Annotated in this window: 10 protein-coding genes; 4 read left to right on the top strand and 6 right to left on the bottom strand. The window is 71.5% G+C overall.

Annotated features, from left to right (window positions below):
* Window positions 1–570: 570 nt before the first annotated feature.
* Window positions 571–2079, top strand: coding sequence for a hypothetical protein (locus IT371_00400; GenBank protein ID MCC6746082.1), 1509 nt, complete (start codon window positions 571–573; stop codon window positions 2077–2079).
* 40 nt (window positions 2080–2119) lie between these two features.
* On the opposite strand, the gene IT371_00395 is transcribed toward IT371_00400, so the two are convergent.
* Window positions 2120–3175, bottom strand: a complete 1056-nt coding sequence (locus IT371_00395) for a hypothetical protein (protein ID MCC6746081.1) — start codon at window positions 3173–3175, stop codon at window positions 2120–2122.
* Between the two features lie 246 nt (window positions 3176–3421).
* On the opposite strand from IT371_00395, the gene IT371_00390 reads away from it, so the two are divergent.
* Together IT371_00390 and IT371_00385 are read left to right on the top strand one after the other, a co-directional pair.
* Window positions 3422–4501, top strand: coding sequence for a hypothetical protein (locus IT371_00390; protein ID MCC6746080.1), 1080 nt, complete (start codon window positions 3422–3424; stop codon window positions 4499–4501).
* A 59-nt stretch (window positions 4502–4560) separates the two neighbouring features.
* Complete coding sequence (locus IT371_00385; protein ID MCC6746079.1) at window positions 4561–4845, top strand: hypothetical protein; 285 nt, start codon at window positions 4561–4563, stop codon at window positions 4843–4845.
* Between the two features lie 570 nt (window positions 4846–5415).
* Here IT371_00385 and IT371_00380 read toward each other — a convergent pair.
* From IT371_00380 to IT371_00360, 5 genes are all read right to left on the bottom strand, one after another.
* Window positions 5416–5844 carry a hypothetical protein gene (locus tag IT371_00380; GenBank protein ID MCC6746078.1) on the bottom strand — a complete coding sequence of 143 codons (429 nt, stop codon included), beginning with the start codon at window positions 5842–5844 and terminating at the stop codon, window positions 5416–5418.
* A gap of 186 nt (window positions 5845–6030) precedes the next feature.
* Complete coding sequence (locus tag IT371_00375) at window positions 6031–6813, bottom strand: hypothetical protein (GenBank protein MCC6746077.1); 783 nt, start codon at window positions 6811–6813, stop codon at window positions 6031–6033.
* Between the two features lie 132 nt (window positions 6814–6945).
* Window positions 6946–8319 carry a hypothetical protein gene (locus IT371_00370; protein MCC6746076.1) on the bottom strand — a complete coding sequence of 458 codons (1374 nt, stop codon included), beginning with the start codon at window positions 8317–8319 and terminating at the stop codon, window positions 6946–6948.
* 224 nt (window positions 8320–8543) lie between these two features.
* Window positions 8544–9992: a metallophosphoesterase gene (locus IT371_00365; GenBank protein ID MCC6746075.1), complete on the bottom strand. Its 1449-nt coding sequence runs from the start codon at window positions 9990–9992 to the stop codon at window positions 8544–8546.
* 76 nt (window positions 9993–10068) lie between these two features.
* Window positions 10069–10926, bottom strand: a complete 858-nt coding sequence (locus tag IT371_00360) for a hypothetical protein (protein ID MCC6746074.1) — start codon at window positions 10924–10926, stop codon at window positions 10069–10071.
* A 423-nt stretch (window positions 10927–11349) separates the two neighbouring features.
* Here IT371_00360 and IT371_00355 point away from each other — a divergent pair, with 423 nt between their 5' ends.
* Window positions 11350–12171, top strand: coding sequence for a hypothetical protein (locus tag IT371_00355; protein ID MCC6746073.1), 822 nt, complete (start codon window positions 11350–11352; stop codon window positions 12169–12171).
* Window positions 12172–12338: the final 167 nt, after the last annotated feature.

The raw sequence follows: 12338 nt of genomic DNA, 5'->3' as shown, positions 1-12338 counted from the left end.
TCCTGCCGGAGGCTGCGTCCGGCCCGGGCCTTTGCCGTCGAGCGGTTAGCTGGCTGGTAGCCCCGGGCGGGCTGACGACCGGTCCAGCCACACGCGACGAGAGGAGCCGGCCCGGCCGAAGCCCGAGTACCCATGGGGGCGCGGAGCGTGACGCTGCAGCGCCGAGCTGACGAGGTCTCCCCTATCGGGGGGTGTCCGGCGAGTCCGCGGGCTGGGACACGTGGGCTGGGATCCGCTTGACCGCCTCCGAGCGCCTGGATACGCTATTTGCACGCCTTCTCTGATGTCTCTTGCACTCCGGCGGCGCGGGGAACAGGTCGCCAGCCACGTCGTCGACACGGTCCACCGGCACCGCCACCGCGGCGGGAAAAGGCAGCATGTCGGGTCCATCCTGGGTCGAGCCTCTCATCGGCCTGCGCGTCGCCCCTCGGGCCTGACGGGATGGGCCGCGCGGCCTTCCTCCCGAAAGCGCTCCGGCTCGGGTTGGCTCTCGGCCTCTTCGCCGCCACCGTCTCGGGGTGCGCTCGTACCTCCCCTGCAGAGGACGCGGGGCCACCGGATGTCCGGGCGATGGACCTCGCGCCTCGCCCCGACACCGGTCCTCGTGGGCCCTCCGACGCGGCCTCCGACGCCGGCAGACCCACGGGCTGCGTGACGGTCGATGACCAGCGGCCGATCGAGGTCGCCCGCGCTTCCACGCGAGACGAACACGCGCTCACGCTCTTCGCCCGGAGCGCGAGCCGCACCTTCTGGAGCGAGCGCGGTAACGAGGCGGTGGTGCTCGAGGTCTCCGGACCGCGCGGCCGGATCGGCCATCTGGTACTCCATCAGGGGGCCGACGCGTTCGGCTACGCGATGCAGCTCGGCGAGCTGCGCGACGGAGATGCCGTCTCGGTCAGGGTCTCGGAGCTGAGCGCGGCCAAGGCCCTGCGGCGGGCGTGCGTCGGACCCGCCACGCTCACGTCCCGGGCCCAGCTCGGGGCGAGGGGCGAGGGGCTCGTGAACGCGCCGATCTTCAAGTGGCCCGTCGCCAAGCGCTTCGACGATCTGCCGGTGCTGCTCGGCTGGTCCAAGCAGACGGCGAAGTACGAGGCGGTCTACACCCACGAGAACGGCGGGACGGTGGCGCTGTGCGGCGGAGGCGCGAGCGGCATCCAGGCGGAGCTCGCGCGCTGGGGCCGCGCCTGCGACATCGAGGGGCTCTACGCCTACGGTGGCGCGAAGAGCTGGGGGCGCTGCAGCGGCGCGACGAGCTTCGCGAGCCACGCGCCGCTGATGGAAGGGGCGCATCCGATCTTCTACTACGGCGACGGGCACAACCGCCTCTACGAGCACCGCGGTGGCTACGGGCAGGCCTGCGGGAATTCCTCGGACAACAAGGCCGACGGGGATCTAGCCGGATGGAACGTGGGTAACCCGGGCAACGACTCGAGCCTGGACGGCCCGTTCGTGGTGGTCCTCCGGCCGCTGCCGGTGGAGCTCGACCCGCTGGGCTACGCCGCGACCTCGGGGACGCGCGAGCAGCTCGTGGACCGCCACGCGCCCTGGCTCTACCGGATCACGGATTCCGAGCTCCGGCGCGAAGGACGCATCGACCACAAGAAGGCGCTGCCGATGGAGCGCTACCTGTTCGTGGACGTGCACGCCTCCGACGTGGGGGGCTCCGGCGACCGCGTCTGTTCCCTGCGGGTGGACGGCGGCTTCGTCCTGCGGGTCAGGACGGCGGCGGGGGCCACGCAGGACGGCCCGCAGATGACGGCTTCGTACTTCGGCGCGCAGCCCAACTGGAAGCGGCTCGCCATTCCGCTCGACCAGCCGTACCAGCCGCGCGACCTGACGGCCTTCGTGTTCGACGCCTACGACGACGACGGCATCTATTTCCTGTCGCTCGGGTCGGCCTTCATCCCGAAGCCGGAGGGGGACAACGGCGCGACGCTCGCGATCGTTCGCCGCGGAGTGAAGACCGTGAACGTGTACGTCGACGACGATTCCTCGGGGTGTGTGAACGGTCAGAACCGGGACGGCCCCGAGGGGCTCGCCTATGCCTGCCAGGGCGGCGCGTACGAGGTCGCGAAGTAGGCGAAGGTCCCGGGGGCGCGTGCGCGGGATGGTCCAGCCGCTACGGCCGCACGTCGATGGTCCCAGCCTTTCGGGAGCGCGCCTGCTGACGCACGTCCTGGTTGGACATTCTCTGCAGGATACGCGCGCGGCCCGTCGTCGCGAGCACGTTGCGGTGTTTCGCGGTGCGCGGCATGTGGCCGAGGGCGGCGAGCTTGGTGGCCTGCGTGGCGTCGAGGAGCACGACCTTCCGACCGGCGGGGGAGATGGCGAAGTAGGTCGAGGGATTGGTCGTCAGCTTGTCGGGCAGCGGCCCGGGCCCACCCGTGGTCTCCGTGTGCTGCGATTGCCCGAGGAGCCAGCCGTCGCTGAGCTGCGCGAAGTAGCGCACGCGCGCCCGATGCACGGTGGGAGGCGCGTCCGCGCTCGGAGACGAGCGCACGGTCCAGCGCCAGATGAGCTCGGGGAGGCCGGTAGCGCCCTTGCGCACGGTCCGGCGCGCGCCCTCGGGGAGCTCGAGCCCGACGCCGAGGTCGCCGAGGTACTGGGCGAGACTCGCCCCGGACGAGGGGCGGCGACTCACGTTCTTCGCGTGGGCCTCCGCCTGCTCGTTGAGCTTCATCGCGCGCTCGCGCGAGACGACCGTGACCTGGCGTCCGTTCTTCGAGACGATGAACGGGACCGCCGAGGTGGTGGTGCCCACTCCGTAGTGCGTGAAGCCGAAGGTGCGGCCGTCGGGTAGGGGGAAGAAGGTCGTGTCCACGTGCTCCGCCCCCGAGCCGGTCTGGCTGAGCGTGCGCGTCGCGACCTGGCCCTTGCGGGTGGTCGTCACCCGAAGCCGGAAGTCCGCGGGGACGTCGAGGAAATGCTCGAGCAGGTGGAAGAGCTCCGGACGGGCCGGATCGGGCACGACCAGTTTGGCCGCCGAGTAGCTGCCGTCCTCGTTGCGCAGGGCGTCGGCGCGGTGGACCACGCGCGGCGCGCGCTGCTTGCCGGCCGGGGGTTCGGCCTGCGTCTGGCCGGGCGCCGCGAAGGACGAGGCCGAGAGCGCCAGAAGCCCCAGCAGCGCCACGAGCGCCCCTGCAGGTACGACGGCGATGGCGCGCGGGTGGCCCACGACGCCCCTGCAGTGCAGTACGCGTGCCAGGTGGACGGCCCCGCAAGCACAAGCACTTGCGCCCGCAAGAGGCCGCGATTGGGGACGGGGGGCCTCGGTCCTTCCCGCGCGGTGGCCGGTGCCGGGGCCAGGGGGCGTCGCGTCACGCGGCTCCAAGTCATCGAAAGGGCGCTTTCGGCCTGCCCACCGTGAACCGCAGTCGCGCTGGCGCGCCGCTTGCTCAGGCCGCGCCGAGGAGTCACTGCCATGCGCACGCTTCTGATGCTGTCCTCCATGGTCCTCGGTCTCGCAGGTGCCACGCCGCACTCTCTGGCGCGCCGAGCGGGCGTGCACGAAGCGCCCCCCGACGGTGGCGGGAAGGCCTCCCGGCGTCGCGGCATTCCCATGGTCCAGGAGACGCACGTTGGCCTGCGAGCCTTTCCGATCTTTCTGCCTTCGGTCCACTCGGCGCTCGCGCGGCTGCGGGAGACGGGCCACGCGGCCCTGGCCGAGACGCTGCGCTACGGCGACGGGCTGGCGGTGCGTGGCTATCGCGTGCGAGGGGTGCGCGCCGACGTCGTCGCCAAGCTGCCGGCGCTGCGGCAGGCGTCGAAGGAGACGCTGCTCGCCGGCGTCGCAGGTAACGGCAGCCTCGAGGAGAGCCTCTACGATCAGCTGCATACGCTCGCCCTGCTCGGGCTGCCGAACCGCCTGGAGGAGCCGCAGTCGGTAGGCCGCGCGGCGGACGTGGGCGCCTCTCCGGAGGAGCGACGTCTGCTGCGGCCCCAGGCGCAGCGATTGCTCGACTCGTTGAACGTGGAGCAGCGGCTAGACCTCCTCGTGGGCGCCTCGAACGCGGGGCGCGTTCCCGATTCCCGCTCGCAAGACGAGCAGCGCATGCTGGCGCTGGCGCGCGTGCTCGGCTTCTCGCCGCTGCGTAGCGTCCAGGCGGTCTATCGCTCGACGAAGTCGGCCGTCGCGCGGCTGCGGCAGGCCGCGGCGGCGTACATGCGGGATCCCACGGCCGAGGGGGTGGCGGCGGAGCTGCGCGCGGCGGCTCAGGTGGTGGGTGCGCGCGCGGAGGCCGGGTTCGAGCTGCGCGGAGCCGTCGTGCGCCACGGAGGCCTCTCCCAAGCCCTGACCACGTATGTGCGGGGGCTCGACTGGCTCGACCTCCACGTGCGGGCCGAGGGGCTCGCGAACCTGCTCCGTCCGGGCGCCCAGAACTATCGGGAGGCGCGGCCCTTCACCGAGGAAGAGCGCGTGAGCCAGGTGCGCGAGTACATGGAGCGGCTCGAGCGCGAGCTCCAGGCTCTCGACGCGTCCTTTCGCCGCGCCGGGCCTTGAGGAGGATCTGGGCGCTGCGCATGGCGCGACCCTCCGCTAGGCCCGCGGGTTAGCAGCCCTTGGTTGGGGCGCACGAGGTCCAGCTGCAGCTGCTCGAACAGGAGCGGATTCCCGTTCCGCCGCCGCTCGGAGTGCAGCACTGCGAGGCGCCCGGTGTGCAGCCGGACTTCACGCAGCGCCACGAGCAACCCGTGTCGGGGTTGCACCGCGGCGCCTTGCAGTCGCCGCAGTCCGGCTCGTTCGTGCAGCTCGAGCTGCAGGTACCCGGAGTCCAGGGCCCCCACTGGCAGTTTGCGCCGCAGGTGCGCGTCGGGATCTGGGTCGCGCATTCGCCGCAGGCTTGAGGCGCGCCCTTCCCCGCAGTCCCGGGGACGCAGGCGCACGCGTCGGCGGGGACGCTTCTATCGGTCGACGCGGCCGCCTCGGCGCGACCATCGCTGGGAGATGGGCCGTCCGATCGGCCTCGATGCCAGGGCGATCCGTCCGCCGGGGAACCGCCTCGGGGTGGCCCGTCGCGCGTGGGGATCGTGCCGCCGTCGTGGCCCCCGTCCTCGCCGCCGTCGGTGAACGAGGGGCCAAACCCGTTCGCCGGCGCAACGCACTGGCCGCCGAGAGCGCCGGAGTGCGGCGGATAGCGCCGGCCCGAGTCGCAGGATGGGTCCGTGAAGCTGCAGTTCCCCACAGGCTCGCAGACTCCCTGCTCCCCTCCGCGATTGCACTGGTGGGAGCTCGAGCACTGGTAGGGCGCGGTTTCCATGGAGCAGCCGAGCGAGAGCGCGACCGCCGCGAGCGCGAGGCCCGCGTGCGCGAATGGCCGACGTGGCCGGCTTCTTCTATCTCGGTCGATAGAACAAATCGTGCGCACGCCCTCGGTCCCTGTCAACCCGCATCGGCCGCGCGAGCGCGCGGGCGGGTTAGCGCTTTCCGGAGCCGGTGTCGATCGCGACGAGCTGGGCGGCGAGCCGCTGCAGCGCCTCTCCCCGCGGCAGGCGCCGCGCGCGCTGGCCCACCGCTTCGAGCTGCACCGTGCCCACGACCGTCATGAAGGGCCGGTTCCGGTCCGGCTTTCCGGCGGGCCAGGGTCCGTCGGTCTGCACGCCCCGCGAGACGAGCAGCGCCTGGTAGGAGCGGGCGTTGCCGCTCTCGGGTGTCGCGCGCGCTTTCGTTCGCACGATGATCTTCACGCCGTCCGCGAGCTTGTATTCGTCGCGCAGGCGCTGCTTCACCAGCATTGCGGCCTGGCGCGCCGTGAGCTCGCGTGCCGAGGCGACCCCCGGAGCGAGGGTGAGGACGGCCAGGTTCAGGGCCACAAGGGTGCCGAGTCCGCTAAGGGCGGTGCGCATAGGAGTCTCCCGGTAAGTTCTGGCGGGCCAACCAAGCATCGACCGTGCCATCGCTGCTCGCGCCGTGCGGGGACGCAAGGGCGAGAGATCACGAGATGGGTCGGTCGTGGGGCCCGGGGCGGCGGGGACTCCAGGCCCCGTCGGTGGCCGGGAGGATGGCCGGGGCGTTCGGTCGGTTCGCAAGGACTAGGGCGACGTGCTGGCGCGCTCCTTCTCGAGAGCCAGCGCCCGCGCCGCGACCTGGGCCGACGAGGAGGCCTTCATCGATTGGTCCCAGGTCTCGACCAGGAGCTGATTGGTGTAGAGCACCTCGCCGCGGTTCGTGACCAGGCGGTACTTCGCCTGGCCCGGCCAGTGGTCCTGCGGCCGTGCCAGCTCGACGCTGACCAGGGCGCGCCCGGCGCTCTGCATTCCGCCCGCGCGGACGACCTTCGCCCCCCAGCCGAGGTCCCAGCCGAAGTAGCGGCCCGCCCGATAGCCGTGGTCGTTGAAGGCGCGCTGCCAGCTCTCCTCCATCACGAGGAAGTGCGGTTTGCGGCCGAGCGCCGCCTTGGCTCGACGGAAGTCGTCCCAGGCCCCTCCGCCGCCCCCGATGCGGACGACGTCGAAGACGGCGTGCTCGGGATGCGCCGCCATCGACGTGAAGCGCTGGTGCATCTCCTTCGCCGAGAGCCGGAAGACCTTGTAGTGGGACAGCGGATAGAGCTCCTCGTGCCGATCGACGACGGGCTGGGCGAGCGGGTCGAGCAGCTCTTCGCCCACCCGCTGCGCGGCGAACTTGCCGTGCTCTCGCAGCTGTCGGTAGAGGAGCACGCGCCCATCCGGCAGGACCTTGCTCCGGTTCAGGGAGCCGTCCGGGTTGGTGGTGATGGCGCCCTTCCTCTCCGCCCGCGCCTCGCGGGAGGCGGTGACGAGCGAGAGGGAAGCGAGGAGTAGGCCGACGGTGGTGCAGCGCGAGGTTCGGCTCATGGGGTCCGTCCTGGTCGGGCCTACGCAGCGCAGGCCACGCGTCGGTCGCCACGAGCAGGAGCCGTGCCAGCCCCGATGGCCGATATCACGGGGCTATTTCTGGATGGCCGCCGCGCCAGGCGGCTCGGGGCGTCAGCGGGCCAGGCGGCTGCGGGCTCCGCGTTCGCGCCCCGGAGCGGCTGCGCGCGTCCGTCGCGCGGCTACGAGGAGCAGGAGCGAGAGCCACGAGAGGCCAGCCGGCGCAGGGGACTCTCCCACCGGGACGGAGCAGCCTGAAGCGCTCTCGTCGGAGTCCGGCGCGAGCACCTGCTCCTCGGGCGGTACCGGGGCTGGCGCCACGCCTCCCGCCTCGATCGTGACCGTCACCATGGCCTCGGCCTCGGTCCCGGCCGCGTCGCGTGCCACGACCTTGAGTTCGTGACGGCCCGCCGAGAGTGCGGGCGCCACGAGCCCGTAGGGGGGCCCCACCTCGTCGGTCACGACGTGGCCGTCTACGAGCAAGCGCACCTTGACCGCGTGGCCCTTGCCGTCCGAGGCGTTGAGCTTCACGGTGACCGGGCCGGCGGGGAGCACGGCGCCCGAGCGCGGCGCGAGGATCTCGAGGCGCGGGGTCGCCCCGGTCGGCGGGTTCGTCGGGGGCGACGGTGGGAGCGGCGTCGGATTCGACGGAGCCGCGCTCACCGTGGGCGCGCGGACGATCATATTGGCGGCCTTGGCGTAGGCGCGCAGGAAGGCCCCGGAGGCGTACCCGTAGCCGCCGTAGCCCCACCCTTCGCCCCAGCTGTTGCGAAACTTGAAGTAGGTCTCGGGGCGCCCCGATGGGTCGTTCCGTCGCTCGTAGCCCACGAGCAGGACCGCGTGGCCGCCGCAGTTCGAGCGGAGCAGGCAGCTCGCGACGGCCACCGAGATCTCGAGGTCGCTGCGGTTCGGCCGGTCGAGCACCGGGCCCTTGATGACCTCCGAGTCCCAGACCAGCCCGGCCCAGACGGTGGTCTTCGGGTTTTCCGCGAGGGCGCGTTTGAGCGCCTCCGGGTCGTTGCCGGTCGCGCGCATCTCGTCGATCCCCCAGCGCGACTCGGCGCTCAGGTTCGCGGCGGGAGAGCCGCCGTAGGGCCAGGAGCGCTCCTCGGCCACGCGGTATCCGGTGAGGCGGCTCGTCACCTGGAAGTCGAAGCCCATGATGTTGCCCAGGCGCTGCGCCGTCTGTTCGACGGAGAGGTGGGTCTTCAACCCGTAGTAGGCCTCGATCATCGCCGTGGCGGCGAAGGCCATGCACGTGCCTCGGTCGCCCTGGTGGCGCACGCGGGGCAGGCCCGCCGAGTGGTCGACCTGGGCCGGCAGGGTGTTCGCGCTCATCCCGCGCTGCTCCGCGGACGGAGGCTCCCCCGCCGGATTCCCGTCGCCGAAGACCTCGGGGGAGAGCAGCGGATGGCCCTCCGGCGTGGTTCGCTCGAGCTCACCGGGGGAGGGCGCCGAGCACGCGCCACCGAGGGCGAGCAGCGCCACGCTCGCGCTCGAGGCCAGCCTGGCGAAAGCGGTCCCTCGTCGTGCTCTCGGGCGGAGATGGAGCATGTCCAGCGCGGGGCGAGTGCACGAAGGATGCCGCCGCCGCCACGCGGGGGACGTTCAGGATCTCGAGCAACTGCATGTGTCGGAGCACGCTCGGTCCCCCACCGTGCCCCCTGCCGGTCCCCGTGGTCCCCGAGGGGCTGGGGACAACGCACCCCAGCTCAGAGCGAGCGCCGGCCCCCGCGGCTCGCCCCGGTGGGGGCGGCCTGGGGCTCGACCCAGCTCTCGAGGTCCAGGCGCTCGTTCTCGCCGTCCACCTCGAGGAGCAGGGTGTTGCGCAGGCCGAGGCGCAGGGCCTTCCGGTCGGCCTGATCGGGCACGGCCGCCCAGGTGCCGGTGTTCACGTAGGAGACCCCCGGCAAGAGCGGCTTGACCCCCGGCACGTGCGTGTGGCCGAAGGTCACGACGCGCGTCATCAGCAGGCGGCCGAGCTCGAGCGCCGCCTTGTGACACTCCTGCTCCACGTTGAAGATGTTCTCGCCGTGCGCGAACCATTCGTAGACGAAGTAGACCAGGGGAAAGCTGGAGAGCGGCACCATGAGCTTGATCCAGAGGGGAATCGGCACGAGCGCGAGGGCGATGGTGCCGCCGGTCATCAGCACGGCGATGGCCAGCCGGTCGAGCCAGAACTCGCGGATCACGCGGTAGAGGCGGCCGGCGATGGGCAGGCGGCGGAGCCGATTGATCACCTTCACCTCGGGGAGCGGCATGTGCCCGCGTTCGGCCTGCGCGGCGAGCAGCGCGCGATAGTCCAGTCGGTGCCGCTGCTGCCGCCCCTTCGTGGTGAGGAGCGCGGCGACGGTGGAGAGGCTGCCGAAGAACCACGGCAGGACGAGGCTGCGTCGGCTGAAGGCGTAGTGCCGGAACCAGTGCGCGACGTAACGGAAGACGTTCAGGATGTAATCCGAGGCGTGCGGGTTGAAGAACCCCATGCGGCTCATCATGCGCCGGTTGGAGAGGTTCCCCATCGGCAGGGCGATCTCGGGGCCCTCGGGGCCGGGGACCGTCGGGTCGAGCACCGAACGCAGCGAGGTGTAGACGTCGTACTGGTGTCCGTGCTCGGCGTAGATCTCGCCCGGCACGTAGAAGAACCACGGCTCGACGACAAGCTGGTCGTCGCGCACCGCGAGGCCGAGCTCGGCGGCCCGCGCGAGGATCGCCCCGCGCCACGCGGCCTGCACGCCGGGGAAGAACATCTCGGGGTCGTGGTTTCCCGCCACGTAGACCACGCGATGCCCCGCGCCGACGTACCGCGCGAGCGCCTCGACCAGGATCGGGTGGTGCGCGAGCACGCGCTCCAGCTTCCAGACCGACTTGGCCTCGGTGGGATTCAGGCCGTACATGCGCTCCCCCGGCGAGACGGGCCAGGGGGGCGCCTCGGGCACGGCGCAGACGAGATCGAAGTCTACGATGTCCCCGTTGAGCACGAAGGTGAGCTCGTCGCCCGGTTGCGCGCGCGCGGCGAAGCGCCCGAGCAGCTCGGCCATTCGGTCGTCGAACAGGTGCCGCGGGTGCTTGTAGTCCTTCCAGCCGTCGGCGTGTTCTTCGGTGTCGGCGAGGTGCAGGTCGGAGACGATCAGGTAGCGGTGCATCCGTACGCAATTCAGCATAGCTCAGCCTCGGGCGCCATGCCGAAGATCTAGGGAGCGGTGGTCCGTCTGGCGCGCGGCCACGCGCGCGAAGGCGTCAGGGGACTGTCTCACCCCCGCCGGGGCGCGCGCCGAACGACGCTCGAATAGCTGGCGGTGCGATGGAGAAGATCATCAGGCTCACGTCGTCGGTGAGCGGCTGGGGTGCGCTCGCCCGTCCGGTCTTCCAGGCGATCTGCCCGCTCTTCCAGCCCCAGTAGCGGTCGGGGCCCGTGAAGGAACCCCCGCCCACCCTCTTCTCCGCGGCGAAGCGACGCACGTCCACCGGTAGCGGCTTCTGGCCCTGGTGCCCGTCGTTGAAGACGAAGAGGCCCCCCGGGCCGATCGCCAGGCCTCCGTCGATGCGGCCGTAGTCGCACGCGGAAAGGAGCTGGATGTCCACGGGCACGTGCGAGCCCCTCTCCCCGAGCGTCTCGTCGAAGAGGCGTCGAGCTCCGTGGTCGATGCAGAGCTCGATGCCGACGCGGTACGATCGACCGTCCTTGGTCCACGAGAAGACCCCGTCCGAGCGCCCCGGCTCGAAGGTCGTTCCGCCGAGCGCCGCGACGCGCGCGTCTCCGCCGCTCCCCCGCTTGGAGTAGGTCTTGAGCACCTCGCCGTCCGAGACCACGAGCGCCGTGTTCTCGCATCGGCCGTGAGGACCTCGCCAGGCGATGGAGCCGGGAGCGAGGAGCGTCGAGCTCCCGCGACTGAGCTGTCGGAGGCGCTCCCGGAGGTTCCGGAAGTCCTCGCCGCTCGCCAAGCCCCGCTCGGGCAGAAAGAACCACTCGGGGCCCACGAGCATCGAGAGCTCCGGGTGCTCCCGCACGGCGCGTTCGACGGCGGCCAAGGGGTCGCGGACGACGTGACCGATGCCGGTGCGGGCGCAGAGCATGCCGATCTTCCAGGGCGCCACGTTTGTCTGGGCCCGACGGAGCCTTGTCTCGGCCGTGCGGCCGTTCCTCGCGGCGCCAGGCTGCCCCGTAGCAGGTGGGGCAGCGGCGCACGCGACGAGCACCAGCACTCCGATGGAGCTTCGAGCGGTCATGGGTGTTTGTGGGCGCTCGATGAGCAAGGACTCTGCCAGGCGCCGGCTGGCTCCCTCAGGGAGCGGTCGACGGGATATCGATAGCTTGCCGGGACCTGGCCGCGAGCGCGGCCGGCTACCCCCTTCGGAGGTCACCGAATTCGAAACGCCGTCTCCGAGACCGCATCGGGCCGCGCGCGGCCGCCGGGGGCCCGAGCGCCGCGATCGCTGTCATTTCAGCGGACCCGGACGCGCGCCGCCGTCGGCCTGCCAATTGCTAGACCGGCGCGCGACACCAACTCGAGGAATGCCATGAGAACGACCACCGCTCTCGCGCTCTCCGTTTTTCTCGCTGCCTGTAACGCGGGCCCTGGGGACCCGAGCTCCTCGGTCTGCCAGCAGGCGGCGGAGCACGTCTCGACCTGCCGCGGCACCACGGTGCCCGCCGCGAGCGCCGAGCCCTGCGACGCTTCGCGCGCCACCGTCGCGCAAGGGGTGGTCGACAAGAGCTGCGCCGCGATCGCGGCCGAGGCCAAGGCCGACGGGCCGTGGTGCCTGCCGGCCCTCGCCTGGCTCGGGCTCTGCAAGAAGAACGAGCCGCCCGCGCCGACGAGCGACTTCTGCGTGGCGCGCTTCGTCCACGACCCGTACGCCGTCAACCTCTGGATGGAGGTCGATTGCGGGGCGGGCAGGGTGCTCACGACGACGCCCGTCCGCCCGAGCATCTTCGCCGGCGACGAGGGCTACGCCGAGAACGTGCGCACGCAGGTGCAACAGCTCGACGAGATCATGGCCGACAAGGGTTACACGAACGTCGGGGCCTTCCCCTTCTTCGGCATCGGCGCGGACCAGCTCTACCAGCGCAAAGACCTCGTGAAGAACCCCCGCTCGCGCTACTGCCTCGCGCTCGACACCACCGTTCGCCCCATGAGCATCGGCGAGGAGACCCGGCAGGAGTACCGCTTCATCTGCGACGGCGGCGCGAAGATGACCATGAGCGGCAGCGAGCGGATGTTCTACGACTACCTCGCGGCGGAGGGCTACAGCAAGGCGGCGACGTTCTCGAAGCCCCTCGACCTCGACAACCTGACCCTGACCAAGCTCGTCTTCACCGCTCCGCCCGCCGTGAAGTAGGTCGTTTCCTCCCCGCGAAGATTTCGCGGAACCCGCCTCTCGCCCCGTTGTCCCTTCTCACAGGTATTCGCGTGGTGCTCCCCGAGCGACGGGGAGCGGGCCAGAGGCCCTGCGCGCGGACCGTTCGAATCGTGTTCCTCACAGACCAAGGGAGGTCAGGGCGAACC

The sequence above is a fragment of the Deltaproteobacteria bacterium genome (assembly GCA_020848905.1).
Taxonomy (GTDB): Bacteria; Myxococcota_A; Polyangia.
The sequence above is the reverse complement of the archived record's forward strand: the minus strand, read 5'-3'. Positions and strand labels throughout refer to the sequence as shown.

Bases quoted from the DNA above. Each gene is read 5' to 3' on its own strand.
- IT371_00375 (MCC6746077.1), bottom strand. From the start codon at position 6,813: ATGAGCCGAACCTCGCGCTGCACCACCGTCGGCCTACTCCTCGCTTCC.
- IT371_00355 (MCC6746073.1), top strand. From the start codon at position 11,350: ATGAGAACGACCACCGCTCTCGCGCTCTCCGTTTTTCTCGCTGCCTGT.
- IT371_00365 (MCC6746075.1), bottom strand. From the start codon at position 9,992: ATGCTGAATTGCGTACGGATGCACCGCTACCTGATCGTCTCCGACCTG.
- IT371_00400 (MCC6746082.1), top strand. From the start codon at position 571: ATGGACCTCGCGCCTCGCCCCGACACCGGTCCTCGTGGGCCCTCCGAC.
- IT371_00390 (MCC6746080.1), top strand. From the start codon at position 3,422: ATGCGCACGCTTCTGATGCTGTCCTCCATGGTCCTCGGTCTCGCAGGT.
- IT371_00380 (MCC6746078.1), bottom strand. From the start codon at position 5,844: ATGCGCACCGCCCTTAGCGGACTCGGCACCCTTGTGGCCCTGAACCTG.